This window comes from Pseudomonas sp. NC02 (assembly GCF_002874965.1).
Classification (GTDB): domain Bacteria; phylum Pseudomonadota; class Gammaproteobacteria; order Pseudomonadales; family Pseudomonadaceae; genus Aquipseudomonas.
Map to the genome: position 1 here is coordinate 206,920 of NZ_CP025624.1, position 24,780 is coordinate 231,699.

General features: G+C 62.0%; 24 protein-coding genes. 16 read left to right on the forward strand and 8 right to left on the reverse strand.

Annotation, left to right across the window (positions count from 1 at the left end):
- Positions 1-20 precede the first annotated feature (20 nt).
- Entirely contained in the window at positions 21-386 is a 366-nt protein-coding gene (locus tag C0058_RS00950) for a response regulator (protein WP_003218132.1), read from the forward strand.
- 145 nt (positions 387-531) lie between these two features.
- Here C0058_RS00950 and C0058_RS00960 read toward each other — a convergent pair whose 3' ends face one another.
- A complete protein-coding gene (locus tag C0058_RS00960) occupies positions 532-1,536 on the reverse strand; it encodes an AraC family transcriptional regulator (protein WP_003218131.1) in 1,005 nt (334 codons plus the stop codon).
- Between the two features lie 101 nt (positions 1,537-1,637).
- Here C0058_RS00960 and C0058_RS00965 point away from each other — a divergent pair, with 101 nt between their 5' ends.
- A complete protein-coding gene (locus C0058_RS00965) occupies positions 1,638-2,717 on the forward strand; it encodes a fatty acid desaturase (protein ID WP_102367874.1) in 1,080 nt (359 codons plus the stop codon).
- A gap of 38 nt (positions 2,718-2,755) precedes the next feature.
- Here the strand turns inward: C0058_RS00965 and C0058_RS00970 are convergent, their stop codons facing one another.
- From C0058_RS00970 to C0058_RS01000, 6 genes are all read right to left on the reverse strand, one after another.
- Positions 2,756-3,067, reverse strand: a complete 312-nt coding sequence (locus C0058_RS00970; protein WP_003218128.1) for a putative quinol monooxygenase — start codon at positions 3,065-3,067, stop codon at positions 2,756-2,758.
- Between the two features lie 292 nt (positions 3,068-3,359).
- Entirely contained in the window at positions 3,360-4,241 is an 882-nt protein-coding gene (locus C0058_RS00980; RefSeq protein WP_102367876.1) for a LysR family transcriptional regulator, read from the reverse strand.
- Between the two features lie 12 nt (positions 4,242-4,253).
- A complete protein-coding gene (locus C0058_RS00985; RefSeq protein WP_003218125.1) occupies positions 4,254-5,426 on the reverse strand; it encodes an L-dopachrome tautomerase-related protein in 1,173 nt (390 codons plus the stop codon).
- A gap of 130 nt (positions 5,427-5,556) precedes the next feature.
- A complete protein-coding gene (locus C0058_RS00990) occupies positions 5,557-6,489 on the reverse strand; it encodes a LysR family transcriptional regulator (RefSeq protein ID WP_003218124.1) in 933 nt (310 codons plus the stop codon).
- 74 nt (positions 6,490-6,563) lie between these two features.
- A complete protein-coding gene (locus tag C0058_RS00995) occupies positions 6,564-7,763 on the reverse strand; it encodes a CynX/NimT family MFS transporter (protein ID WP_102367877.1) in 1,200 nt (399 codons plus the stop codon).
- Complete coding sequence (locus tag C0058_RS01000) at positions 7,750-8,211, reverse strand: nucleoside deaminase (protein ID WP_087693642.1); 462 nt, start codon at positions 8,209-8,211, stop codon at positions 7,750-7,752. The genes C0058_RS00995 and C0058_RS01000 overlap by 14 nt, the downstream gene beginning before the upstream one ends.
- A gap of 105 nt (positions 8,212-8,316) precedes the next feature.
- On the opposite strand from C0058_RS01000, the gene C0058_RS01005 reads away from it, so the two are divergent.
- The 11 genes from C0058_RS01005 to C0058_RS01065 all read left to right on the forward strand — a co-directional run bounded on the left by C0058_RS01005 (position 8,317) and on the right by C0058_RS01065 (position 18,095).
- Complete coding sequence (locus tag C0058_RS01005) at positions 8,317-9,168, forward strand: LysR family transcriptional regulator (RefSeq protein WP_008433713.1); 852 nt, start codon at positions 8,317-8,319, stop codon at positions 9,166-9,168.
- 240 nt (positions 9,169-9,408) lie between these two features.
- The gene (locus C0058_RS01010) at positions 9,409-10,221 is read left to right on the forward strand and encodes an energy transducer TonB (protein WP_003218120.1); all 813 of its coding nucleotides are present in this window, start codon (positions 9,409-9,411) and stop codon (positions 10,219-10,221) included.
- 51 nt (positions 10,222-10,272) lie between these two features.
- Positions 10,273-10,998, forward strand: coding sequence for a MotA/TolQ/ExbB proton channel family protein (locus C0058_RS01015; protein ID WP_085984637.1), 726 nt, complete (start codon positions 10,273-10,275; stop codon positions 10,996-10,998).
- A 1-nt stretch (position 10,999) separates the two neighbouring features.
- A complete protein-coding gene (locus C0058_RS01020) occupies positions 11,000-11,401 on the forward strand; it encodes a biopolymer transporter ExbD (protein ID WP_003218118.1) in 402 nt (133 codons plus the stop codon).
- Between the two features lie 617 nt (positions 11,402-12,018).
- The gene (locus tag C0058_RS01030; protein WP_003211820.1) at positions 12,019-12,600 is read left to right on the forward strand and encodes an alpha/beta hydrolase; all 582 of its coding nucleotides are present in this window, start codon (positions 12,019-12,021) and stop codon (positions 12,598-12,600) included.
- Between the two features lie 48 nt (positions 12,601-12,648).
- Entirely contained in the window at positions 12,649-13,569 is a 921-nt protein-coding gene (locus C0058_RS01035) for a sigma 54-interacting transcriptional regulator (protein WP_003211821.1), read from the forward strand.
- Positions 13,570-13,801: 232 nt separating this feature from the next.
- Entirely contained in the window at positions 13,802-14,584 is a 783-nt protein-coding gene (locus C0058_RS01045; RefSeq protein WP_003211822.1) for a MetQ/NlpA family ABC transporter substrate-binding protein, read from the forward strand.
- A gap of 560 nt (positions 14,585-15,144) precedes the next feature.
- Positions 15,145-15,810: an amino acid ABC transporter permease gene (locus C0058_RS01050; protein WP_003211825.1), complete on the forward strand. Its 666-nt coding sequence runs from the start codon at positions 15,145-15,147 to the stop codon at positions 15,808-15,810.
- Entirely contained in the window at positions 15,791-16,450 is a 660-nt protein-coding gene (locus tag C0058_RS01055) for an amino acid ABC transporter permease (RefSeq protein ID WP_008435829.1), read from the forward strand. Before C0058_RS01050 ends, C0058_RS01055 begins: the two co-directional genes overlap by 20 nt.
- Positions 16,447-17,223 (forward strand): amino acid ABC transporter ATP-binding protein, encoded by a 777-nt coding sequence (locus tag C0058_RS01060; protein WP_003211829.1) that lies wholly within the window; start codon positions 16,447-16,449, stop codon positions 17,221-17,223. The genes C0058_RS01055 and C0058_RS01060 overlap by 4 nt, the downstream gene beginning before the upstream one ends.
- Positions 17,220-18,095, forward strand: a complete 876-nt coding sequence (locus C0058_RS01065; RefSeq protein ID WP_008435828.1) for a transporter substrate-binding domain-containing protein — start codon at positions 17,220-17,222, stop codon at positions 18,093-18,095. The genes C0058_RS01060 and C0058_RS01065 overlap by 4 nt, the downstream gene beginning before the upstream one ends.
- Before the next feature lie 117 nt (positions 18,096-18,212).
- Here C0058_RS01065 and C0058_RS01070 read toward each other — a convergent pair whose 3' ends face one another.
- On the reverse strand, positions 18,213-19,373 hold the full coding sequence (locus tag C0058_RS01070; protein ID WP_102367880.1) for an AAA family ATPase: 1,161 nt from the start codon (positions 19,371-19,373) through the stop codon (positions 18,213-18,215).
- Positions 19,374-19,495: 122 nt separating this feature from the next.
- On the opposite strand from C0058_RS01070, the gene C0058_RS01075 reads away from it, so the two are divergent.
- The 3 genes from C0058_RS01075 to C0058_RS01085 are packed head-to-tail and all read left to right on the forward strand — an operon-like array spanning position 19,496 to position 24,716.
- Positions 19,496-20,599, forward strand: coding sequence for an efflux RND transporter periplasmic adaptor subunit (locus tag C0058_RS01075; protein WP_003211832.1), 1,104 nt, complete (start codon positions 19,496-19,498; stop codon positions 20,597-20,599).
- Positions 20,596-21,666, forward strand: coding sequence for an efflux RND transporter periplasmic adaptor subunit (locus C0058_RS01080; protein ID WP_102367881.1), 1,071 nt, complete (start codon positions 20,596-20,598; stop codon positions 21,664-21,666). Before C0058_RS01075 ends, C0058_RS01080 begins: the two co-directional genes overlap by 4 nt.
- Positions 21,663-24,716 carry an efflux RND transporter permease subunit gene (locus tag C0058_RS01085; RefSeq protein WP_087692737.1) on the forward strand — a complete coding sequence of 1,018 codons (3,054 nt, stop codon included), beginning with the start codon at positions 21,663-21,665 and terminating at the stop codon, positions 24,714-24,716. Before C0058_RS01080 ends, C0058_RS01085 begins: the two co-directional genes overlap by 4 nt.
- Positions 24,717-24,780: the final 64 nt, after the last annotated feature.

The following is a 24,780-nucleotide window of genomic DNA, read 5'->3' on the forward strand; positions in this document are numbered from 1 at the left end:
ACGATTATTTGAGGTGTGTTATGCGCGTCCTGCTAGTGGAACACGAGTCAGAGGCGGCCGAGGCGATGGGCCGCAGTCTTGAAGAGGCCAGCTACACGGTGGAGGTGGCGGCCAATGGCATGGCGGCCCTGCGCTTTGTGGAAAGCACCGAATACGACCTGGTGATCCTGGATGTGATGCTGCCGGGGCTGAATGCCTGGAAGCTGCAGCAGGCGATCCGGTTGAAGGGTGAGACGCCGATGTTGTTTTTGACCACGCCGGACGGGATTGAAGATCGGCTGCGTGGGCTGGAATTGCATGAGGATGATTATTTGCTCAAGCCGTTTGAAGCCCGGGCGTTGGTGGCGCGGGTGAAGAAAGTGTTGCGGCGGGATCGCGGGCGCTGACTGCCACTGGCTTTTGGGGTGTTTGATCGACCGCTTTCGCGAGCAAGCCCGCTCCCACATTTGACCGAGTACATCCATTGGAATGCGGTCAAATGTGGGAGCGGGCTTGCTCGCGAAGAGGCCCTCACAGCCGCCGCAACTCCAGCTACCTCAACCCATCCCGAAACTGCCCCGGCGTCATCCCGGTCCAGCGCTTGAACGCCCGGTTGAAGCTGCTGGTATCGGCAAACCCCAGCAAATGACTGATCTCCGCCAGCGAACACTCGGGGTCCCGCAGATGCAGCAGCGCGAGGTTCTCCCGGCATTCGTTCAGCAGCGCATCAAACCGGCAGCCCTCATCCGCCAGATGCCGCTGCAAGCTGCGCAAACTCAAATGCAACGCCTGGGCGATGCGCTCGGCACTCGGCTCACCGTCAGGCAACTGCGCCTCAATGGCCGAACGCACCTTGCGTTCCCAGGTCAGCGGCCGCAGTTGCGCCAGGGTGCGCTTGAGCACGGTTTCATTGTGCTCGGCCAACTCGGGGTTGGCATCGTCCAGGTGGCTGTCAAAGTCCCGGGCCGCAAATTCCAGACGGTCTTCCTCGGCGGCAAAAAACACCGGCGCGCGAAATACCGTGTGCCACGGCTTGGGATCAGCCGGCTCGGGCCGCCGCAGGTACACCGCCAGCGGCGCGTACTCCCGGCCCAGGCGATTGCGGCAGGTGCGCACGTAAATCGCGGCGAACGCATCAATCGCCTCAAACGCGGGTGCGGGTGTACCGGCGGGCTGTTGCAGGCGAAAGCGGTAACGTTCGCCCTCCCGGCTAAGCTCCAGGCTCAGTGCGTCGCTGACCACCTGGTGATAGCGCACGATCCGCTCGAACACTTCCCGCAGGCTGCCGCTGGCCACCAGCGCATAACCCAGCGCGTGAAAGGTGGTGGGGCTGACAAACCGCGACACCCGCAAGCCAATCGCCGGGTCGCCGCTGGCCTGTACCGCCAGTTCCCACAGGCGCGTGGTGGCCGATAGCGGGTAGCGCGCGTTCGGATCTTCCATCAACTGCGGGTCGAGCCCGGCCTGGGCGCACAGCGCGGCGCTGTCGAGGCCCAGGGCGTCGAGCTGCTTGCGCAGGGCGCGGGTCCAGCTGGCGAGAGAGGTGGGTTCGGTCATGTTGATTGGCGCTTGCGGTCAACAGGTTGGCGTGTGGGGCTAGCGTCCCGCCAGATCGCATAGGGCAGGATGTACGCATCAATAAGACAGAGGATGGAAGCATGGACGGTACTTCTGCAAGCCCCCGGCAGATGAACGCACAACAGCGTTCAGCGCATATTCGTGAAGTGGTGCTGGCCGAGGGGCTGTTATTGCGCCAGCGCCACCCCTGGCTGCTGCATCAGGATGCGTTGGGCGCGGGCATCCTGGCCTTTGCCCTGGTGGGCATGCTGGGTTCGGCGGCGCTGTATATCACCGGGCACATGGCGTGGTGGGTGTGCCTGCTGCTCAACGCATTCCTCGCGTCATTGACCCACGAACTGGAACACGACCTGATCCACAGCATGTACTTTCGCAAGCAGCGCCTGCCCCACAACCTGATGATGGGCCTGGTGTGGCTGGCGCGGCCCAGCACCATCAACCCTTGGGTACGGCGCCATATCCACCTCAATCACCACAAGGTTTCCGGCAGCGAAACCGACATCGAAGAGCGCGCGATCACCAACGGTGAACCGTGGGGCCTGGCACGTTTGCTGATGGTCGGCGACAACATCATGTCGGCACTGATCCGGGTGCTGCGCGCACCGTCCTGGAAGCACAAGCTGGGCATTCTCAAGCGCACGGCGCTGGTCTACGCACCGCTGGCGCTGCTGCATTGGGGCGCGTGGTATGTGTTCCTCGGCTTCCATGCCGCGAATGGCATCGCCAGCCTGCTGGGCGCGCCAATCGACTGGTCAGCCAACACCCTGGCAGTGATGCACATCATCGACATCGCCGCCGTGGTGATCATCGGGCCCAACGTGCTGCGCACCTTCTGCCTGCATTTTGTCAGCTCCAACATGCACTACTACGGTGACATCGAGCCGGGCAACGTGATCCAGCAAACCCAGGTGCTCAACCCATGGTGGTTGTGGCCGTTGCAGGCGTTCTGCTTCAATTTCGGCAGCACCCACGGGATTCATCACTTTGTGGTCAAGGAGCCGTTCTACATCCGCCAGATGACGGTGAAAACGGCGCACAAGGTGATGGCGGAGATGGGCGTGCGCTTCAACGATTTTGGCACGTTTGCCCGGGCCAATCGGTTTGCGCGCCAGGAGGGACGGCTGAGCGAACTCAACCCGGTGGAAAGGACAGCGAGCTGAGCAAGCGTCCCGGTCACCCTGGGGTGACCGGGTGCGATTTACTGAATGGCCTGGTAGAAGTTCACCTGTGCTTCATCCAGGTACGCGAGGATTTTCGCCGGCAGGCGCTCGGTGGGTTTCGCCGGGCCGAAGGCTTTGTAGAGCGTTTCGAAATGCGCGTGCAGGTCCGCGACGCTTTCCCACTGTTCGTTGAGAAAAAACCGGTTGGGGTTCTCTTCATCCTTATGCCATTGATAGACCACGGCCTTGTCGTGCTGGTGGGTGAGCTTTTGTGAAACGGCCGCTACATCACGATAGAACTCGGCCTGTTTGCCTTCTTTGATGGTGCCGCTGAAAACCAGGTAGAGCATGTTGGAATCCTCGGTTTGGGGAGATTGCAGAACATCTGCATCGCCAAACTAGCCTCAGTGAGCAGGCCCTTGTAGCCAGCCTGCCGCGAATTCAGAATTCGTAAAAGGCCTCGGAATCGAACGGCCGTCTTTGTCCGGTCAGGCCCATGCGTTGCAACACCAGCGCTACCACCGCAGCGGTAACCCGATGGAACGACAAGTCTGTCACCCCTAGTCGAACGACGCGTGGACCGCTCGCGAGATTTGTTCTGCCTGCAGTTTGGTGAGTCACCGTCATGATTTTTTCCCTATGCTAAAAATCGCCCTGGAACTCGGCGATCATGAACTCGACGAAAGCCCGAGCCTTGGATGAGATCAACCGCGCGCTGGGGTAGATCGCCCAGATATCCCGGGTTTGCTCCAGGACACAGGACGGCATGATTTCCACCAATGCGCCGCTTTCCAGTGAGGGCCTGACGTTCCACTGTGAAACAGAGACGATGCCGAGCCCACCCTCCGCGGCAAGCCGTGCGCTTTCGCCGCAATTGACTCTGAGCGAACCACTGATTGCCGTGACTTTGTGTGACCGGGCACCCACGAAACGCCAATGGTCCTCGTCGCCCAGCAGGATGCAGGAATGATTGACCAGCTCCGCAGGTGAAGTCGGTTCGCCATGCGCCTGAAGGTAGGCGGGTGCCGCACACAGGATGCGTCGGTCGCAGCCGAGCTTGCGCGCCACCAGGGATGAGTCCTTCAGGGCGGCGATGCGGATTGCCACATCAATCCCGATCTCGGTCAGGTCCTGCATTTGATCGGACAGTATCAGGTCGATCTTCAGCTTCGGGTTGGCGTGCAGGAACCGGGTAATGGCCGGCATCATGCACATCCGCGCGAAGGACCCGGGGGCGGATACTCTTAACACCCGCTTGGCCACGTCCTTGCCTTTCACCGCGACCAGATAGGCCTCGTCCACGGCTGCCAGCACCCGGATTGCATGGGGCAGAAACAGCGCACCGTCTTCGGTCAGGCTGACCTGGCGAGTGGTGCGATGCAGCAGGCGCATGCCCAGGTATTCTTCAAGCTTCGCCAGTTTGTGGCTGGCCACCGAGGGCGCGAGTCCCAGCTCCCTGCCGGCTGCGGTGATATTGCCCAGCTCTGTTGATCGCATGAACAGGTTCAACGCATCAATATTCATGCTTCGGCGCCGCTAGTGTGTGGGCGCCGGCGCGGCATCGATCTTCACGCGCAGCAGGCTGTAGGGTTTCTGGCGCAAGTCTTTGCCTGCGTGAAAGATGCTTTGGCGGTGCAGCTGATTGGCGATGAAGTACAGGTAGCCATCAGGACCGATTGACAGTGTGTCGGGCCAAAGCACACGCGGATCATGGACGATGGTCTGCCATTGCCCGTTCGCCAGCCGTTTGCGCACGCTGTTGTTTTCGTAGTCGCCGGCATACACGGCCCCCGAAGCGTCGGCTTCAAGCCCGTCCGAGGCGCCTTTTTCCCCGAGGTCTTTGACCGCCATTTCGAGCCGTGCTTCGCTGACTGTCTCGTCACGCAGCAGTGCCGTGGGGATGGCGTACAGGTGCCGACTCGACAGCGGGCAGAAATACAAGGTCTGCCCATCAGCCGACAGGGCGATGCCGTCCGAAGCCACGGCAAAAGGCTGGGTGCCGCCTTTGGCATCCCGCACTTTCAGGACCTGGCCTTCGACCGTGGGTACGAAGTTCGGGTCGACCGAGGTCGAGGGTGCACCACTGAGCCGGCGTATGGCCGTGCCACTGGCGATGTCCATGACGATGATCGCGCCCGGGCCGGTAAGTGAAGAGTCGGTGATATAGATCACGCCTTGGTCACCCACGCGAAAATCAAAGCGCATGTCGTTGACGTAGGTGCCGGGCAGCATGACGTTTTTCGGGAATACGAGGGTCTTGACCACCTTGTTGGTGGCGAGCTCAACTGCGACGAGCTTGGCACCACCTGGCTGTGGAGGCGAGAAGCCAGGCGCCGCGGTGTCCAGTATCCAGAGGCGTCCGCGCCCGTCGGCCACCACGCTTTGTACGCTGATAAACCCTTTGGCCGGGTCTTTGGGGTTGGCCTGGTTTATCGCCTGGTCAGGGTAGGGTACGACTTTGCCGTCGCGCAATTCTGCGACGGTAAACGGCACCTCGTCGCCCCAGCGAGGAAAGTTGACAAAGATGCGTCCGGTCTCGGTAACGCTCACGCCGGTGGGCATGGCATCGTGGAAGGCGTGCACCTGCTCGATGGCGCCAACGCTCTGATCGGCGGGCAGGTTCGCCGGCATGGAAGCCTGGGCGGCGGTGCCGGTGAGGGCCGCTGCCAAGGCAAGGGCAGTCCAACTGATTGGGTATTTCAAGTACATGGCAGGGCTCCAGGTTTTTCTGTTCTGGAGCCAATGGTGTCGGTTCCCGGCAGGCGAAAAAACCCGCTGATTGCCGATAACAGTTTCATTGAAATCAAGAGAATGGGCTGTCGCGCGCAAGCCTGGTTTTTTAATTGCGGGCGAGCAAGCTTGCTTCAGCAGAGGGGGTATCCACGGTGATCAGGGTTTCGATCATCGCCTTCGCCGCCGGCGACAAGCGAAACCCGGTACGGCTGATGATCCCGCAGCGGTTGTTCAAACTGTCGAGGCTGTGAGGCACGTTGCGCCAGTGCAACACCGTCAGTGCGCCACGGGCAAAGTCTTCGGCAAACGCATCCTCGGCACCCAGGCCAATCGCGTTGGACTGGTGCACGATGGCTGCCAGCGCCGCAAACTGCTCCAGTTCGATAGCGGGAGAAAAGTCGACACGCCCGCTCAGGTTGGCCAGTAGCTTGCGTACCCCGGGAGCGATCAGCGGTGTGGCCAGCGGGTAGTCAAACAAGTCGTTGGTCGAGAGGCTGTCCTTGGCCAGTAACGGGTGCCCGGCGCGGCAGAAAAATACATTGCGCCGGGGTGTCAGGGCCTGGGTCTGGAAATTCGGATCGGCCTCGAAGTGGCGCACATCGGCGATGAAGAATTCGATCTCTTCGCGACTCAAACTGCGTCCGAGTTTTTCCCAGTTATCCACATGCAAACCGCTGCGTACTCGTGGATGAGCGCCGACAAACCGTGCGATCGCTCCAGGCACCAGGTTCACCGCCGCCACGGCATCGCAGCCAAAGCGCAATTCGCCGGCGTCGAGCTTGGTCATGCGGGTGACTTCGTGGCTCAGCCGCGCCGCCCCCTGAACGAGCGACAAGGCATGTTGCAACACCACCTGGCCCTCGGGAGTGGGGCGCAGGTCTTTGTGGGCGCGGTCCACCAGCACACAGCCAAACTCCTGTTCCAGGCTTTGGATGCTGCGGCTGAACGCCGGCTGGGTAATGCCCATGGCGTCGGCGGCGCGCACAAAACTGCGGTACTCGTTCAGAGCAATGAAGTAGCGCAGTTGGCGAAGGTCCATGGAGTTTTCCGGCGTCCTGAAGGAAACCGCGATTCTAATCGCCTCGCTTATTCCGCAAAAGAATGTTCATTGTTTTATCTAGATTCAAATTGCATATCCATAGAGCCTGTGCGGTAGGTGGCCGGGCTGAACACCCGGGTGAGTATCAGCATCGCCACCACCGTCAGCGTCAGCACCATCCACGCGCTTACGAAACTGCCAGTCAATTCCCGCAGCCAGCCGGTCAGCCACGGTGATACGGCGTTGATCAAAAAGCCCACGCCCTGGACGAACGCCGCCAGTTGGCCGGCCTCCCGAGGGTCGCGGCGGTGATCCAGGGTCAGCAACAGGCTCAGGGCGAAACACGCTCCCAGGCCGAAACCGATCAACGCCACCCACAGGTGGGGGAACTCCAGCGGCGCCGTCAGCAGGCCGATATAGCCCACGGTCTGGGCCAGCAGGCTGATGCTCAGTAACGGTCGACGATCAATGCCACGTTGCGCCAGTGCGGGCATCAACAGCGCGGCGATTACCTGGAAGATCGTCATGAACGCCAGCAGCGAACCACTGGGCAGTACGCCCCAACCCAACTGCTGATAGTAGGCCGGCAGCCACGCGACCATGCTCATGTAGCCGCAATTCACCAGGCCGAAATACAGCGCCAGCAACCACGCCCGACGGTTGCGCAGGCCCTGGAACGGCGCCGTCACCTGCGGGTTTTTCGCCGCACCCAATGGCAGCCACGCCCACAACAATAGTGCGCCCAGGGCCGGTAGCAGCCAGATCCCGAGCCCCGCCTGCCACTGCTGGAAATGCCCCGCCACCAACGGGCTGAGCAGGGCGGCCAAGCCACCGCCGCCCATCAGCGAAGCCGAGTAAACCCCCATCGCCAACGGCACGCGCTGGTGAAACTGGCGCTTGATCATCGCCGGCACCAGCGCCTGGATCAGCGCCACACCCGCACCGCCGAACAATGCCGTGGCCAGCAGCGCCGGCGCCTGGCCAAACAGCCAGCGCGCGAGGCACGCCAACAGAATCATCATCAAGCCCAGGGCGATTCCGCGACGCTCCCCCAGCTTCGCCTCCAGGCGCACCCCCACCAACGCCACCAGGCCCATGCAGATCACCGGCAGGCTGGTGAGCAGGGCGCTGCTCTGGAAACTCAGGCCGGTGGCCAGGCGGATTTCCCCCAGCAACGGGCTGATGGAACTGAGGATGGGCCGCAGGTTCAGGCCGAGCACCACCAGCAAACCCCAACCGGCGAGCTTGCCGGCCAACGAATTATTCAGCGTCATGCAGGGCCTGCCACTCGCGGTAAAGGGCTTGCATCGCTGCCTGCGGCAGGTGCTGCACGGGCAATTTTTGCTCCGCCAGCGGCAGCGCCAGTTGCTGGTAGATCGCTGCTGTGGACAAACCAAAGGGCGCCGCCACGTCGTTGCTGGCAGCGAACACCACGCGGGATATGCCGCACAGGTGCATCGCACTCAGGCACATCGGGCAGGGCTGGCCGCTGGCGTAGATCACACAACCGTCGAGGCGCGGGCCGAGTTGTTGGCTGGCGGCACGGATGGCGAGCATCTCGGCGTGGGCGGTGGGGTCCTGGCTCAAGTGGATTTCGTTGACCGCCTCCACCAGCACCTCGCCGTTGCGCACCAGCACGGCACCAAACGGGCGGCCACCGGCGGCTACGTTGGCTTTGGCCAGTTGCACGGCGTGATGCAGATGCTGTTGATCGTCAGTCATGGAAAACCCCTCGTGCGCAATGAGGCGTGAAGTATGGGCAGCCGCAGGGGTATTCTGAAATTAAATATAACCATGCCAATCAGTGGCAAATGGAATGGTGAGCCCATGTTCGATCCTGTGTTGTTGCGCAGCTTTGTTGCCGTCGTCGATTGCGGCAATTTCACCCGCGCGGCCGAGCGGCTGCACTTGACCCAGTCCACGGTCAGCCAACAGATCCGCCGCCTGGAAGATGCACTGGGTAGCCAGGTGCTCGACCGGGATCAGCGCCGCGTGGTGGCCACGGTGGAGGGCGAGCGCTTGCTGGCGTATGCGCGGCGCATCCTGGCGCTGCACGAAGAGGCGGCCGACGTGCTGATCAATCAGCAGAGTGATGGCGTGTTGCGCCTGGCGGTGCCCGAGGACTTTGCGGCCGAGCGCCTGATGCCGTTGCTGTCGGCGTTTGTGCAGGCTTATCCCCGGGTGCGCCTGGAGGTCACCAGCGGCTTGGGGCCGGAATTGTTGCGGGATTATCGCGGCGGTGAATTCGACGTGCTGCTGGTCAAGCAAATGGGTGACAGCGATGACTGCCTGGTGTCCTGGCCGGAGCCGTTGTGTTGGGTCGACAGCCGCAGTTCGCCGTCCCTGGGACGTGATCCGCTGCCGTTGGTGGCGTTTCCCGCCGGCGGCCTGTACCGCAATGAAATGCTGCATCACCTGGAGGTGGGCGGCTGGCGCTGGCGCATCGGTTATTCCAGCGCCAGCCTGGCCAGCGTGTGTTCGGCGGTGGCGGCGGGGCTGGGGATCAGCCTGTTGCCGGTGCGGGTGGTGCAGCCCGGGCACGTGGTGTTGGGCGCGGACAGCGGTTTGCCTGCGGTGCAGGGCGTGCGGCTGGCGCTGTATGGCCGTAACGGCCTTGGTGCGGCCGGGCAGGCGTTGCTACGCCAATTGCAGGATTTGTGTGCCGGTAATCCACGCTGAGCCATGCCTTCAGTGAATATTTTGTATGCCTCAAAAGCATTGAGATTTTCCCCCTCGGCGCCAGGCCGCGCAGGACGTGGCTTCGGCGTATCCGGATGTTTCGGTTATTCAATTTAGATCTATCTATAACTTTAAAGATTACTTTAAGAGATAAGCGTCTGCCCCCGATGATTCAGCCCTCGACGGCCGCCAAGGCAGGCCCGTCGGTTTTTTTGCTTAAGACCGCAGGGGAGTTAATCAATGGGCAATGTCCAGACCGCCGCCAGTGCACAAGAGGCGCAGTGGCGCCACGCACCGGGTGGTGAGTTGGTCGACCTTGGCCGGCCGCATCGCGCGCCGTTGGGGCAGTTGCGTACGCAGAAAACCCCGAAGGGTGTGTTGAGTCGGCGTGAAGCGATCCTGTTGGGGATTCTCGCGCTGGCCTTGCATGGCGCGGTGATCTATTGGGTCAGCCAGAAGCCAACCCCGGTGCTGCCGATTGTGCCGCCGGAAATCCCGCCGATGACGATCGAATTTTCCCAGCCGGCTCCGCCGGTTGTGGAGCCGCCGCCGCCTGTACCGCCACCGCCGCCGCCACCGGTTGTCGAGCCACCGCCGCCGGTGGTTGATGAATTGGCCGCCAAGCCGGCGCCGAAAAAGATTCCGAAACCCAAGCCGGTGCCAAAGCCTGTGCCCAAGCCCGCACCGAAACCGGTAGCCGAGCAGCCGCCCGCGCCGCCTGTACCCGCGCCACCGGCTCCAGCACCGCCGGCACCGCCTGCGCCCGCGCCGGTCACACCGGCCTCGGCCAACGCCGCGTACCTGAAGAACCCGGCGCCGGAATACCCGTCACTGGCCCAGCGCCGGGGTTGGGAAGGCACGGTGCTGTTGCGGGTGCATGTATTGGCCACCGGCAAGCCGGGTGAGATCCAGATTCAGAAAAGCAGTGGTCGCCAGCAACTCGACGAAGCCGCACTGGCTGCCGTGAAGCGCTGGAGTTTTGTACCGGCCAAGCAGGGTGATGTGGCTCAGGACGGCTGGGTCAGCGTACCGATCGATTTCAAGATTCATTAATTATTGGGAGGCGGTGTGTTGGACACATCGCGACCTGCACAGAGGGAAAACATCATGGCATTAGCATCTCCAACTGAATCCATCGAAAGCGCGGTGATCTGGCTGCTGGTGGTCTTTTCGGTCGCTACCTGGGGCCTGGCCCTGCTCAAGGGCGTCCAGTTCGGCCGCCTCAAGTCCCAGGATCGCAAGTTCCACAAACAGTTCTGGGCGGCATCCAGTCTGGACTCGGCCGCTGAGTTGGCCGAAACCAAACCCGGCGCCGCCGCTCGTGTGGCCCAGGCTGGTTACGCCGCGATCCAGGTGGGTGAGGCGCCACACGCTGCTGACCTGAGCCAGGCGATCAACCATCAGGACCGTCTTGAACGCGCTTTGCGCCAACAGATCGTGCGTGAGCGCCGCTCCCTGGAAACCGGCCTGGCCGTGGTTGCGAGTATCGGCAGCACCTCGCCGTTTATCGGCCTGTTCGGCACTGTGTGGGGGATCATGGAAGCCCTGAAAGGCATCAGCGCCGCCGGTTCCGCCAGCCTCGAAACCGTGGCCGGGCCGATCGGTGCGGCACTGGTTGCCACGGGTGTGGGTATTGCCGTCGCGGTGCCGGCGGTGCTGGTCTACAACTACTTCCTGCGTCGCCTGAAGCTCACGGCTGCTGACCTGGACGACTTCGCCCACGACTTCTACAGCCTGGCGCAGAAGAACTCCTTCCGCGTGCTGCTGCACCCGACGCTGAGCAAGGCCGGTGCCCAGGGTGGCGCGCAAAAAGTGAAGGAGGCGTCCTGAGATGGCCTTCTCCACGCAAGACAGTGATGAGGTGCTGAGCGAGATCAACGTTACGCCGCTGGTGGACGTGATGCTGGTGCTGCTGGTGGTGTTTATCGTCACGGCGCCGTTGTTGACCAATGCGATTCCGATCAACTTGCCCAAGACCGAGGCCGTGGCCCCGGTGGAGCAGAAGGACCCGCTGGTGGTGAGCATTGATGCGGCCGGCAAACTGTTTATCAACAAGGATGAAATCCAGCCGGATTTGCTGGAGTTCAACTTGCAGTCGGCCAAGGCCAAGGACCCGGATGTGCGGGTGCAACTGCAGGCTGATGATGGAGTGAACTATGGCGAAGTGGCGCGAGCCATGGCGTCGATCGAGCGGGCGGGGATTACCAAGCTGTCGGTGATTACTGCACGTTAGTTTCAAATGCCTCGACAATTTTTTTGGCCGTCTCCTTGGCAGGGTGCGGCCTTTTTTTTGGGCTGTGGTTTTGGGGGGCTGGGTACATATCCATTATTTAGGTAACGGCGGCTTATGGTTCCGCTCTTACAGCGGGTCACTTTTGGCAAACGCCCCAAAAGTAACCAAAAGGTCTTTGCCCCACCACTCGGTGCCTCGCCTAGGCTCGGCATGCCCGCACTCCGGCCCGGTTCCGCGGGCCGCCGCGACAGGCCATCCATGGCCCGGCGCGGCTAAACCGGCGTCCTGCCGGTTTACCCGCTCCGGGCCAAGGATGGCCCATCGCGGCGGCCCACGGTCCAAAGCCGGAGTGAGGGCACACCGAGCCTAGGCGAGGTGCCGAGTGGTGGGGCAAGAGCGTTTTGCTTACTTTTGCGCTCTTCAAAAGTGAGCCGCTGTAAGAGCGGAACCAATAGCGGCCATAACCGAAGAAACGGATATGTACCCCCATCCCCCTAAACCCCCATCACTCTCAACAAGCATTTTGGTTATTAATAAATAGCTTCTTATTCCTTAACGAATATATACCCCGTGCCTATACTGACCCACAACGTTAAACGCTGCAGGAGGGCACACCCATGCACAGCGAGTCGATTCGTTATCTGATCGTGCCGGGCTGGCAAGGATCGCCAGAAGATCATTGGCAAAGTCATTGGCAGAACAGCCTGCCCAACAGCGCGCGCGTGGAGCAGGCCGACTGGCTCACCCCACGCCGCGAAGACTGGGTGGCCGCCCTGGCCGAAGCCATCGCCGCCGACAGCACCCCGGTGATTCTGATCGCCCACAGCCTGGGCTGCATCACCGTCGCCCATTGGGCGGCCACCGCACCGGTGCAATTCCTGCGTCAGGTACGCGGCGCCCTGCTGGTGGCCCCGGCCGATGTCGAACGCCCTGCCTGCGCACCCGCCCTGCGTAACTTTGCGCCAATCCCCAGCCACCTGTTGCCCTTCCCAAGCCAGGTCGTCAGCTCCGACAACGACAGCGCCGTCAGCGCCACCCGCGCCCTGGAACTGGCACGTAACTGGGGCGCCGAAGCGGGAATTCTCGCGGGCGCCGGGCACATCAACGTGAAGTCCGGCCATCAACGCTGGGAACAGGGTTTCGCCTACCTCTATCGCCTGCAAAATCGCCTGGAACATCACTCCCGGCGCCGTGCATAAAATTTTTTAAACGCCCCTTCCCCTTCGTGGATGGGGCGGGAGCCTGCCATGAGCCTGCATGAAACCTTCGGTCAGCCCCTGCTGACCTTCCCCGACGCCGAAAAAAGCCCCCTGAGCATTCGTGCCAAGGCACTGGTGTTTGTCGACCCGCGTTCGCGGCAACTGCGTGAAGACCTCGAAAACCTCGCCCCCCGTGCCTTGCCCGTGTTGATCCGCGGCGAAACCGGCAGCGGCAAGGAGTTGCTCGCCCGGCATATCCACCGTGGCAGCGACCGCACCGGCCTGTTTGTCTCGGTGAATTGCGGCGCCATCAGCCCGACATACGCCGACGCCGAACTGTTCGGCTACGCCGCAGGCAGCCACAGCGGCGCAGCCAGCAGCCGCGCCGGCTGGTTTGGCTCAGCCAACGGCGGCACGTTGTACCTGGATGAAATCGGCGACTTGCCGCTGCCAATCCAGGTCAAGCTGCTGGCGGCGCTGGAAAACCACGAAGTCACTCGCGTCGGCGCCCATCAGCCAAGCCCGGTGGATGTGCGGCTAGTGGCGGCCACCAGCATCGACCTCGCCCAGGCCGTGGCGGCCGGCAAGTTTCATGAGCGCCTGTTCCACTACCTCAGCGAAGGCCAACTGGAGCTGCCCGCACTGCGCGAGCGGGTGGGCGACATCCTGTCACTGGCCGAATATTTCCTCGGCATCTACAGCCAGCGCCTCGACCTGCCGGTGCCGCTGATCAGCGACGAAGCCCAGCGCGTGCTGGAGCATCACAGCTGGCCGGGCAACACCCGGGAGTTGGAGAACGTGATTCACTTTGCCTTGCTGGTCAGCAGTGGCGACGAGATTTTGCCTGAGCATTTGAACCTGCCCGTGGCGGGTTCACCTGTGGAGCAGGTGCGGCGAATTCTTGGCCACGCCAGCGCCGCCGAGGTTGAAGCCCTGAAAAGCTATCTGAAAGAACACGCTGTTTTGTAGAAGCCCGGCTTGCCGGCGATGGCGTCCTCAGGAGCATCGCAAGGCTCAAGACCGCCATCGCCGGCAAGACGGGCTCCTGCATGAGCAAAATGGAATATCAAAGTGAATAAAAAGTATTGTTCTGGAATAAAAAACCTCGGTATTGTCCGCTCCACGCCGCGATAGCACTTCGCTGGCATCCACTAAAAAAGCGGCCGTCCCAGACGACCCGGATTTTCGATAAGGACACTGCATGAAAAAGGTTCTGTTGTTTACCGCACTGGCGGCTGCCCTGACCGCAAGCTTCGCCCAGGCCAACGAGAAACTGGTGGTAGCCGCTACCCCGATCCCGCACGCCGAGATCCTTGAGCTGGTCAAGCCGACCCTGGCCAAAGAAGGCGTGGACCTGGAAATCAAAGTCTTCACCGACTACGTACAACCGAACGTACAGGTGGCCGAGAAGCGTCTGGACGCCAACTACTTCCAGACCCTGCCGTACCTGGAAAACTTCAACAAGGGTAAAGGCACCAACCTGGTCACCGTAGTGGGTGTGCACGTTGAACCCTTCGGCGGCTACTCGAAAAAGATCAAAAACATCTCTGAGCTCAAAGATGGCGCCACCGTGGCCATCCCGAACGAAGGCAGCAACTCCGGCCGTGCCCTGCTGCTGCTGCAAAAGGCTGGCGTGATCACCCTGAAAGACCCGACCAACGCCCTGGCCACGCCGAAAGACATCGCCAGCAACCCGAAACACCTGAAATTCAAAGAGCTGGAATCGGCGCTGCTGCCACGCGTCCTGGACCAGGTTGACCTGGACCTGATCAACACCAACTACGCCCTGGAAGCCGGCCTGAACCCGGCCAAGGACGCGTTGATCATCGAAGACGCCAAGTCGCCGTACGTGAACTTCCTGGTTGCCCGCCCGGACAACAAGGACAGCGACGCGATCCAGAAGCTGGCCAAAGCCCTGACCAGCCCTGAAGTGAAAGCTTTCATCGAGAAGAAATACAACGGTGCGGTCGTGCCGGCGTTCTGATCGAACCCAAAAACCTCCTTCAAGGTTTAAACGCCGACGGCTTCTACAGCGTCGGCGTTTTTTATGGCTGGAACACAATCGAAATGTGGGAGCGGGCTTGCTCGCGAATGCGGTGGGTCAGCCAACACATCTGCTGACTGATACACCGCATTCGCGAGCAAGCCCGCTCCCACATTTGGGACTGTGTCAGCTCAGATATTTCGACTGTTAATGGCCCTGCGTAGCGCCACCAGCCACTTCACCAGTTCCTGCGGATCAATCGGTTTTGCCTCGTTCATCGCTCATTCCCTCGCCTGTTGGTTAGCCGTCAGTCTGGCCACGCGCTGCCTATCCCTGAAGTGCAGCTCCGATAAAAAGACCCTTCCTACTTCCCCGGGAACAGTAGCTGTCATCCATCTGCACCGCGAATCCGCAGGTTATCTATTTGGGTGATATCAATATGCTATTTCGGTATTTAAATTTTGCTTTTTATACCTTTAAAGTCGGCGCTACCCGGCGTTACCCACGCTGGACCGGACCGCACCAACGCCGCTTTACCCCTGCGGCGTCAGGGATTTCAGATGACCTTCGATTACGCATTTATCCTCAGCACGCTGCCGGCGTTTCTCAAGGCCGTGGGCGTTACCCTGCAAGTCGGCCTGATCGCCATTGGCACCTCCATGCTGGTGGCCTTGATCAACGCCGCGCTGCTGGTGTTTCGCACGCCCTACGTGTGGCGCCTGGTGGCGCTGTACGTGGAGTTGGCGCGCAACACACCGCTGCTGATCCAACTGTTTTTCGTCTACTTCGCGTTGCCGGCCCTGGGGCTGAATATCTCCGGGTTCTGGGCGGCAATCATCACCATGACCTTTCTCGGCGGCGCCTACCTCACGGAAGTGTTGCGCGCCGGTGTCGAGGCGGTGCCGCTGGCACAGATCGAATCGGGCAAGTCCATCGGGCTGTCCCACTGGCAACTGCTGCGCCATGTGATCCTGCCCCAGGCCGGGATCCTCAGCCTGCCGGCGCTGTTTGCGAACTTTATTTTCCTGCTCAAGGAAACCACGATCGTGTCGGCGGTGGCGGTGCCGGAGATTCTCTACACCACCAAAAGCTATATCGCCCTCTACTACAAAACCTACGAAATGCTCGCGGTGCTCACGTTGATCTGCGTGCTGTTATTCCTGCCGCTGTCGCTGCTGCTCAGCCGCCTTGAAAGGAGGCTCCAGCATGGCCAGTTCGGGTCTTGAATTACTCTGGGTGTCCTTGCCGCAACTGGGCAAGGGCGCGGCGCAAACCCTGTCGATCTCGTTCTTGAGCATCGCCTTCAGCACCGTCGGCGGCGTGGTGTATGGCGTACTGCGCACGTTGAATTCGAAAGCGATCAACCTGGTGCTGCGGATTTACCTGGAGCTGTTCCGTGCCATTCCGGTGTTGGTGTGGTTGTACTTGCTGTTCTTCGGCCTGCCGATTTTCTTTGGCCTGAGCATTCCGAGCTTCTGGTGCGCCGTGCTGGTGTTGTCGCTGTGGGGTGCCAGTGAAGTCGGCGAAGTGGTGCGCGGTGCGTTGCATTCGTTGCCCCGTGGCCAGCGTGAAGCCGGCCTGTCGATTGGCCTGTCGGACCCGCAACTGTACGGTTACGTGCTGTTGCCCCAGGCCCTGAAACGCATGACCCCGCCGACCATCAACGTCTACACCCGCATTATCAAGACCAGCTCCCTGGCGGTGCTGATCGGTGTGGTGGATGTGATCAAGGTCGGCCAGCAAATCATCGAGCGCACCTACGAGTCGGTATTGATCTACGGCGCGCTGTTCCTGTTTTTCTTCTTTATCTGCTACCCGTTGTCGGCCGCCTCCAAGGTGCTGGAACGGCGCTGGGCCCAAGCATGAGCGCATTGATCGAGTTCCAGGGTTTCAACAAGTTTTTCGGCGACCAGCAGGTGCTCGACGGCATCGACCTGAGTGTGCAAAGCGGCGAAGTGGTGGTGATCCTCGGCCCCAGCGGTTGCGGCAAAAGCACCTTGCTGCGGTGCCTCAATGGCCTGGAAGTGGCCCACAGCGGCAGCCTGCGTTTTGCCGGCAAGGAGCTGCTGGACAAGGCCACCGACTGGCGCCAGGTGCGCCAGGACGTGGGCATGGTGTTCCAGAGTTATCACCTGTTCCCGCACATGAGCGTGCTCGACAACCTCCTGCTCGGCCCGCTGAAAGTGCAAAAACGCGAGCCCCGCGAAGCCCGGGCCCAGGCTGAAAAACTGCTGGAACGGGTGGGCCTCTCCGACAAACGCGACGCCTACCCGCGCCAGCTGTCGGGCGGCCAGCAGCAACGTATCGCCATCGTCCGCTCGTTGTGCATGAACCCGCAGGTCATGCTGTTTGACGAAGTCACCGCCGCCCTCGACCCGGAAATGGTCAAGGAAGTACTGGAAGTGATCCAGGGCCTGGCCCGGGACGGCATGACGCTGCTGATCGTCACCCATGAAATGGCCTTCGCCCGCGCCGTCGCCGACCGCGTGGTGTTCATGGAGGCCGGCCGCATCCTCGAACAAAACACCCCCGAGGCATTCTTTACGAACCCGCAAACCGCACGCGCGCAGCAGTTCCTGGAGAAGTTCTCCTTCGTTTCAACACTGCCCAAAAGAACCAAGGAACTGGAGCTGTCATGAAAACTGCCAAGTTGTTATTCCCCCTGTTCGGCCTCGCTTTGCTGGCCGGCTGCAATAAGTCCGAAGAGCCCGCCAAGACGGCTGCCGCTGCCACCCCGGCACCCGCTGCGGTGAGCTACATCGACAAGATCAAGGCGCGGGACAAGCTGATCGTCGGCGTATTCACCGACAAGCCGCCGTTTGGTTTCGTGGATGAGTCCGGCCGCTATGTCGGCTTCGATACCGACATCGGCCGCCGTTTCGCCAAGGACCTGCTGGGCGACGAGAACAAGGTTGAATTCGTCGCCGTGGAACCGGCGAGCCGCATTCCGTTCCTGCAAAGCGACAAGGTCGACCTGATCCTCGCCAACATGACGGTGACGCCGGAGCGCAAGGAAGCGGTGGACTTCACCAACCCGAACCTGAAAGTCGCGGTGCAGGCCCTGGTGCCGCAGGACAGCTCGGTGAAGAGCCTGGACGACCTGGCGACCCGCACCACCATCGTCACCACCGGCACTACCGCGGATATCTGGCTGACCAAGAACCACCCGGACTGGAAACTGCTGAAGTTCGAGAAAAATTCCGAGTCGCTGCAAGCGTTGTCGGCGGGCCGTGGTGATGCCTATGCCCAGGACAACCTGGTGTTGTTCAGCTGGGCCAAGCAGAACCCGGGCTACCGTGTGCTGGAGCAGAAACTGGGGGATGAAGCGCCGATTGCGCCGGCGGTGAAGAAGGGCAACATCGAATTGCGGGATTGGGTGAATGCCGAGCTGGCGAAGTTGGGCGAAGAGAAGTATTTGCTCAAGCTGTATGACCAGTATGTTCGCAAGGAACTGAGCGATGACACCAAGCCGGAAAGCGTGATTGTTGAAGGCGGGAAGTGGCAGGGTTGACCCGTCAATGATCGTTCCCACGCTCCGCGTGGGAATGCCGCCTTGGACGCTCCGCGTCTGCTGCTGGGACGCGGAGCGTCCCGTGATGCGTTCCCACGCAGAGCGTGGGAACGATCATCAGCTGGGCCAATGCCACGCCGGCTCATCCAGCACCCGCTGCCCCACCACCTGCGTCTGCCCCATCACCTTCTCCAGCACGATCGAATTACACCCTTCATCCTGCTGCAACGCCGCAATCAAGCGGCTGGCATGGGACACCACCCACACCTGACACTGCTGCGACACCTGAATGATCAGCCGCGCCAACGCCGGCAAAAGATCCGGGTGCAAGCTGGTTTCCGGTTCGTTCAATACCATCATCGTCGGTGGCCTCGGCGTCAGCAGCGCCGCCACCAGCAGCAAGTAGCGCAAGGTCCCGTCCGACAGCTCCGCCGCCGATAACGGCCGCAGCAACCCTTCCTGATAAAACTCGATGGCAAAACGGCCGCCCTGCAACGGCTCGATATTCAACCGCGCGCCGGGAAACGCATCGCTGATCGCCCGCTGCAAGGCGTCCGGGTCGCCAATCTCGCGGATGGTCTGCAACGCCGCCGCCAAGTCCCGCCCATCGTGATGCAGCACCGGCGTACGCGTGCCCAGTTGCGGCTGGCGCACCGGGGCGTCGACGTCGCTGCGAAAATGGTCATAAAAGCGCCAGCCGCGAATGCTTTCGCGCAGCAGCAATACCTCCGGCGAACCCCGCAGGCTGCCGACCTGATCGAACAGGCTGTGGTAGTTCGGCGTGTGCTGGGCCAGTACATCCCAGGCGCGGCCATCGCGGGCACGTACCATCGGGCCGGAGCGCTGCACCAGCAGGCTCGCCGGACGGTACACGTGGCCGGCCCAGATGCATTCTTTCTTGATCTCCGGGTCCAGGGAAAAATAGGACAAGGTTTTCTCGGGCAACCCCAGGGAAATCGCATAGCTGAAATCCTCTGCGGCAAACCCCAGGCGCAGCCGCTTGGCGCCCTGGCGCACGATGGGCTCCACCGCCACTTCACCACTGAGCATGCGCCGACTGATGCTTTCCGGCCCGGCCCAGAAGGTTGAATCCAGCCCACCCTCGCGGGCCAGTGCGTTGATCACGCCGCCCTGGGCCGTCTCCGCCAGCAGCCGCAGGGCGCGGTACAGGTTGGACTTGCCGCTGCCATTGGGGCCGGTAATCAGGTTCAACCGATCCAGCGGCACCACCAATTTGTTGATCGAGCGGTAATTGGCCACCGCGAGGGTCTTGAGCATGAGAAAAATTATCGGTTTGGGAACCCCTGGAGTATGGGATTCTCCATGCAGATAAGGAACCCTGTTCTAAGCTCACAGTCGCATAGACACTGGCACGTCGGCATCACGCAAAAGGAGCCTGCATGGGCGGTCCCAAACTCACATTTATCCTCGGCCTTGGCCTGCTGGCGCTGCTGAGCGGTTGCGGCCAGGAAAAAGCCGAACCCAAGGAACATTCCCGGGTGTTTGTGCAGACGGTGAAGTCCACCGACTTTGCCGCCGCCGTGACCTTGACCGGCGATATCCAGGCCCGGGTGCAGACCGATCTGTCGTTCCGCGTCGGCGGCAAGATCATCCAGCGCATGGTGGATGTCGGCGACCGCGTCAGCGCCAAGCAGGTGCTGGCCAAGCTCGATCCGAAAGATTTGCAGACCAATGTCGACTCCGCCCAGGCCCAGGTGGTTGCCGAGCAGGCGCGGGTCAAGCAGACCGCCGCCGCGTTTGTGCGCCAGGAAAAACTCCTGCCCAAGGGCTACACCAGCCGCAGTGAATACGACTCTGCCCAGGCCGCGTTGCGCAGCAGCCAGAGCGCGCTGACCGCCGCCCAGGCGCAGTTGGCCAATGCGCGCGAGCAGTTGGGCTACACCTCGCTGGTCGCCGACGCGCCGGGCATCATCACCGCCCGCCAGGCCGAGGTGGGCCAGGTGGTGCAGGCCACCGTGCCGATTTTCAGCCTGGCCCGGGATGGCGAGCGCGACGCGGTGTTCAACGTCTATGAATCGCTGCTGGTGGAGCCGCCGCCGGACAAACCGATTACCGTCAGCCTGCTGGAAAATCCGCAGATCACCGCCGTGGGCAAGGTGCGCGAAGTCACCCCGGCCGTTGCCGCCAATACCGGCACGGTGCAAGTCAAAATCGCCCTCGACGCACTGCCCAAGGGCATGCAACTGGGCTCGGTGGTCAGCGCCACGGCCAACGGGCCGGCCAAGGCCAGCATCGAATTGCCGTGGGCAGCCTTGACCAAAGACATCAGCGCGCCTGCTGTCTGGCTGGTGGACGACGACGGCAAGGCGCAACTGCACAAGGTCACGGTCGCGCGTTATCTCACCGGCAAGGTGATCATCAGCGACGGCCTCAAGGGCGGCGAAAAAGTCGTGGTGGCCGGCGGGCAATTGCTGCATCCCGGCATGATCGTGGAAATCGCCCAGCCGCCGGATCAGGCCCAGGCCCAGGGAGTGCAGCCATGAAGCAGTTGACGTGTGTGCTCGCCGCCAGCCTTCTGTTAATGGCGTGTTCCAAGGAAGAACCGGCGCCGGAACCGGTGCGCCCGGTGCTGTCGATTGAAGTGAAAGCCGAGGACCAGGAAAACCTCGGCCGCTTCGCCGGCACGATCCAGGCCCGCTACGAAAGCAATCTCGGTTTCCGTGTGCCAGGCCGTATCGCCCGGCGCGCGGTCGACGTGGGCGCTGAAGTGCAGCAGGGCGCGTTGCTCGCCGTGCTCGACCCCACCGATCAACAGAACCAGTTGCGCGCCGCCCAGGGCGACCTGGCCCGGGTCCAGGCACAGTGGATCAACGCCCAGGCCAATGCCCGTCGCCAGCAGGAATTGTTCAACCGTGGCGTCGGCGCCCAGGCCCAGCTGGACATCGCCCAGACCGACCTGAAAACCACCCAGGCTTCCCTGGATCAGGCCAGGGCCTCGGTCAACCAGGCCAAGGACCAGCTCAACTACGCCGAACTGCGCACCGACCATGCAGGCATCGTCACCGCCTGGAATGCCGAGGCCGGCCAGGTGGTCAGCGCCGGGCAGCAAGTGGTGACCCTGGCACGACCGGACATCAAGGAAGCTGTCATCGACTTGCCCGCCGGCCTCGCCGAGCGCCTGCCGCCGGATGTGGTGTTCCTGGTCGCCGGGCAAATGGACCCGAACATCAGCACGACTGCCACCGTGCGCGAGATCGAACCCCAGGCCCAAAGCGCCACGCGCACCCGTCGCGCCCGCCTGACCCTGGCGGAAACACCGCCCGCGTTCCGCCTTGGCACCGCCATCAGCGTGACCCTGAGTTCAGCCATCGCGCCGCGTATCGAACTGCCCCTCAGCGCTTTGCAGGAAGCCGACGGCAAGACCCGCATCTGGGTGATCGACACCCAAAGCCAGACCGTACAACCCCGAGACGTCACCATCGTCAGCCGTGACGCCGACAGCGCCTTGCTCAACGCCGGCGTCAAACCCGGCGAGCGGGTGGTGAGTGCCGGCGTGAACAGCCTGAAGCCCGGGCAAAAAGTTAAAATCGACGAGGACAGCCCGCGATGAAAGGGAGCTTCAACTTATCCGACTGGGCCCTCAAGCATCAGTCCTTCGTCTGGTACCTGATGTTCGTCGCGCTGCTGATGGGCGTGTTCTCGTACATGAACCTCGGTCGCGAGGAAGACCCGTCGTTCACCATCAAGACCATGGTGATCCAGACCCGCTGGCCGGGTGCGACTCAGGAAGAGACCCTGAAGCAGGTCACCGACCGCATCGAGAAAAAACTCGAAGAGCTGGACTCCCTCGACTACGTGAAGAGCTACACCCGGCCCGGCGAGTCCACGGTGTTCGTGTTCCTGCGGGACACCACCAGCGCCAAGGACATCCCGCAGATCTGGTACCAGGTCCGCAAGAAGATCGACGATATTCGCGGCAGCTTCCCCCAAGGCTTGCAGGGGCCGGCGTTCAACGACGAGTTCGGGGATGTGTTCGGCTCGGTGTACGCGTTTACCGCCGACGGCCTGTCGATGCGCCAGCTGCGCGATTACGTGGAGCAGGTGCGCGCCGAAATTCGTTCGGTACCGGGGCTGGGCAAGGTCGAGATGATCGGCCAGCAGGACGAAGTGATTTACCTGAATTTCTCTACCCGCAAACTCGCAGCGTTGGGGATCGATCAGCGCCAGGTGGTGCAGAGCCTGCAATCGCAGAACGCGGTGACGCCGGCTGGGGTGATCGAGGCCGGGCCGGAGCGGATTTCGGTGCGCACCTCCGGGCAGTTCGCCTCGGAGAAGGACCTGGCCAACGTCAACCTGCGGCTCAATGACCGTTTCTATCGGCTGGCCGACGTGGCGGAAATCACCCGTGGCTATGTCGACCCGTCGACGCCGATGTTCCGCTTCAACGGCAAACCCGCCATCGGCTTGGCCATCGCCATGCAGAAGGGCGGCAACATCCAGGACTTCGGCAAGGCCCTGCACAAACGCATGGACGACCTGACCGCCGACCTGCCGGTGGGTGTGGGCGTGCACAAGGTTTCCGACCAGGCCGAAGTGGTGGAGGAGGCCGTTGGCGGCTTTACCAGCGCGTTGTTCGAGGCGGTGATCATCGTGCTGGTGGTGAGCTTTATCAGCCTCGGCGTGCGTGCCGGGTTGGTGGTGGCGTGCTCGATCCCGCTGGTGCTGGCGCTGGTGTTCGTGTTCATGGAGTACAGCGGCATCACCATGCAGCGGGTGTCGCTGGGCGCGTTGATCATCGCCCTCGGCCTGTTGGTGGACGACGCGATGATCACCGTGGAGATGATGATCACGCGCCTGGAAAAAGGCGAGACCAAGGAGCAGGCGGCGACGTTCGCCTACACCTCCACCGCATTCCCGATGTTGACCGGCACGCTGGTGACCGTCGCCGGGTTTGTGCCGATTGGCCTCAACGCCAGTTCGGCGGGGGAGTACACCTTCACGCTGTTCGCGGTGATTGCCGTGGCAATGCTGGTGTCGTGGGTGGTCGCGGTATTGTTCGCGCCGGTGCTCGGGGTGCATATCCTCAGCAGCAAGGTAAAACCCCACAATGCCGAGCCGGGCCGTGTGGGCCGGGCGTTCAATGGCGGCATGCTGTGGGCGATGCGTAACCGCTGGTGGGCCATTGGCATTACTGTGCTGCTGTTTGTAGCGTCGGTGTTTTCCATGCAGTTTGTGCAGAACCAGTTTTTCCCGTCCTCGGACCGTCCGGAAATTCTCGTCGACCTCAACCTGCCGCAAAACGCCTCGATCAACGAGACCCGCAAGGCCGTCGACCGTCTTGAGGCGATCATCAAGGACGACCCGGACATCGCCCGCTGGAGCACCTATATCGGCCAGGGCGCGATCCGTTTCTACCTGCCGCTGGACCAGCAACTGGAGAACCCGTACTACGCGCAACTGGTGATCGTCAGCAAGGGCCTGGAAGAGCGCGGCGCCTTGATTGCGCGCCTGCAAAAACGCCTGCGGGAAGATTTTGTCGGCGTGGGCAGCTTCGTGCAGCCACTGGAAATGGGCCCGCCGGTGGGGCGTCCGATCCAGTACCGGGTGTCTGGCAAGGACATCGACCAGGTGCGCAAACACGCGATCGAACTGGCGACCATGCTCGATAAAAATACCCACATGGGCGAGATCATCTACGACTGGAACGAGCCGGGCAAAGTCCTGCGGGTGGACATCGCCCAGGACAAGGCGCGGCAACTGGGGCTGTCGTCGGAAGACGTGGCGCAGTTGATGAACAGCGTGGTCAGCGGTGCGTCGGTGACCCAGGTGCATGACGATATCTACCTGATCAACGTGGTCGGCCGCGCCGAAGATGCCGAACGCGGTACGCCGGAAACCTTGCAGAACCTGCAGATCGTCACGCCCAACGGCACCTCGATTCCGCTGCTGGCGTTCGCCACCGTGCGTTATGAGCTGGAACAGCCGTTGGTATGGCGTCGCGACCGCAAGCCGACCATCACCATCAAGGCGGCGGTGCGCGACGACATGCAGCCGACCGACCTGGTGAAACAGCTCAAGCCGGACATCGACAAGTTCAGTGCTGGGTTGCCGGTGGGCTACAAGGTCGCCACCGGCGGCACCGTGGAAGAAAGCGGCAAGGCCCAGGGCCCGATTGCCAAGGTAGTGCCGTTGATGCTGTTCCTGATGGCGACCTTCCTGATGATCCAGCTGCACAGCGTGCAGAAGATGTTCCTGGTGGCCAGCGTGGCGCCGCTGGGGCTGATTGGCGTGGTGTTGGCGCTGATTCCCACGGGCACGCCCATGGGCTTTGTGGCGATTCTGGGGATCCTTGCGCTGATCGGCATCATCATCCGTAACTCGGTGATCCTGGTGACGCAGATCGACGCCTACGAGCGCGACGGCTACACGCCGTGGGACGCGGTGGTGGAAGCTACCGAACACCGGCGCCGGCCGATCCTGCTGACCGCAGCAGCGGCCAGCCTGGGCATGATCCCTATCGCCCGTGAAGTGTTCTGGGGCCCGATGGCCTACGCGATGATCGGCGGGATCATCATCGCCACCTTGCTCACGCTGCTGTTCCTGCCGGCGCTGTACGTGGCCTGGTACAAGATTCGCGAGCCGAAGAAAGAACAAGCCTGACGGCCACAGCGGTGACATTCCTACACGGACGTGGGAATGTTCCCTGAAACATTTTTTTGCCCTT

Coding starts and splice junctions, on each gene's coding strand:
- C0058_RS00985 (WP_003218125.1), bottom strand. CDS start 5,426: ATGTACTTGAAATACCCAATCAGTTGGACTGCCCTTGCCTTGGCAGCG.
- C0058_RS01075 (WP_003211832.1), top strand. CDS start 19,496: ATGGGCGGTCCCAAACTCACATTTATCCTCGGCCTTGGCCTGCTGGCG.
- C0058_RS00990 (WP_003218124.1), bottom strand. CDS start 6,489: ATGGACCTTCGCCAACTGCGCTACTTCATTGCTCTGAACGAGTACCGC.
- C0058_RS00960 (WP_003218131.1), bottom strand. CDS start 1,536: ATGACCGAACCCACCTCTCTCGCCAGCTGGACCCGCGCCCTGCGCAAG.
- C0058_RS01065 (WP_008435828.1), top strand. CDS start 17,220: ATGAAAACTGCCAAGTTGTTATTCCCCCTGTTCGGCCTCGCTTTGCTG.
- C0058_RS01010 (WP_003218120.1), top strand. CDS start 9,409: ATGGGCAATGTCCAGACCGCCGCCAGTGCACAAGAGGCGCAGTGGCGC.
- C0058_RS01000 (WP_087693642.1), bottom strand. CDS start 8,211: ATGACTGACGATCAACAGCATCTGCATCACGCCGTGCAACTGGCCAAA.
- C0058_RS01060 (WP_003211829.1), top strand. CDS start 16,447: ATGAGCGCATTGATCGAGTTCCAGGGTTTCAACAAGTTTTTCGGCGAC.
- C0058_RS01055 (WP_008435829.1), top strand. CDS start 15,791: ATGGCCAGTTCGGGTCTTGAATTACTCTGGGTGTCCTTGCCGCAACTG.
- C0058_RS01020 (WP_003218118.1), top strand. CDS start 11,000: ATGGCCTTCTCCACGCAAGACAGTGATGAGGTGCTGAGCGAGATCAAC.
- C0058_RS00995 (WP_102367877.1), bottom strand. CDS start 7,763: ATGACGCTGAATAATTCGTTGGCCGGCAAGCTCGCCGGTTGGGGTTTG.
- C0058_RS01080 (WP_102367881.1), top strand. CDS start 20,596: ATGAAGCAGTTGACGTGTGTGCTCGCCGCCAGCCTTCTGTTAATGGCG.
- C0058_RS01070 (WP_102367880.1), bottom strand. CDS start 19,373: ATGCTCAAGACCCTCGCGGTGGCCAATTACCGCTCGATCAACAAATTG.
- C0058_RS01085 (WP_087692737.1), top strand. CDS start 21,663: ATGAAAGGGAGCTTCAACTTATCCGACTGGGCCCTCAAGCATCAGTCC.
- C0058_RS01045 (WP_003211822.1), top strand. CDS start 13,802: ATGAAAAAGGTTCTGTTGTTTACCGCACTGGCGGCTGCCCTGACCGCA.
- C0058_RS01050 (WP_003211825.1), top strand. CDS start 15,145: ATGACCTTCGATTACGCATTTATCCTCAGCACGCTGCCGGCGTTTCTC.
- C0058_RS00965 (WP_102367874.1), top strand. CDS start 1,638: ATGGACGGTACTTCTGCAAGCCCCCGGCAGATGAACGCACAACAGCGT.
- C0058_RS00970 (WP_003218128.1), bottom strand. CDS start 3,067: ATGCTCTACCTGGTTTTCAGCGGCACCATCAAAGAAGGCAAACAGGCC.
- C0058_RS00980 (WP_102367876.1), bottom strand. CDS start 4,241: ATGAATATTGATGCGTTGAACCTGTTCATGCGATCAACAGAGCTGGGC.
- C0058_RS00950 (WP_003218132.1), top strand. CDS start 21: ATGCGCGTCCTGCTAGTGGAACACGAGTCAGAGGCGGCCGAGGCGATG.
- C0058_RS01030 (WP_003211820.1), top strand. CDS start 12,019: ATGCACAGCGAGTCGATTCGTTATCTGATCGTGCCGGGCTGGCAAGGA.
- C0058_RS01035 (WP_003211821.1), top strand. CDS start 12,649: ATGAGCCTGCATGAAACCTTCGGTCAGCCCCTGCTGACCTTCCCCGAC.
- C0058_RS01005 (WP_008433713.1), top strand. CDS start 8,317: ATGTTCGATCCTGTGTTGTTGCGCAGCTTTGTTGCCGTCGTCGATTGC.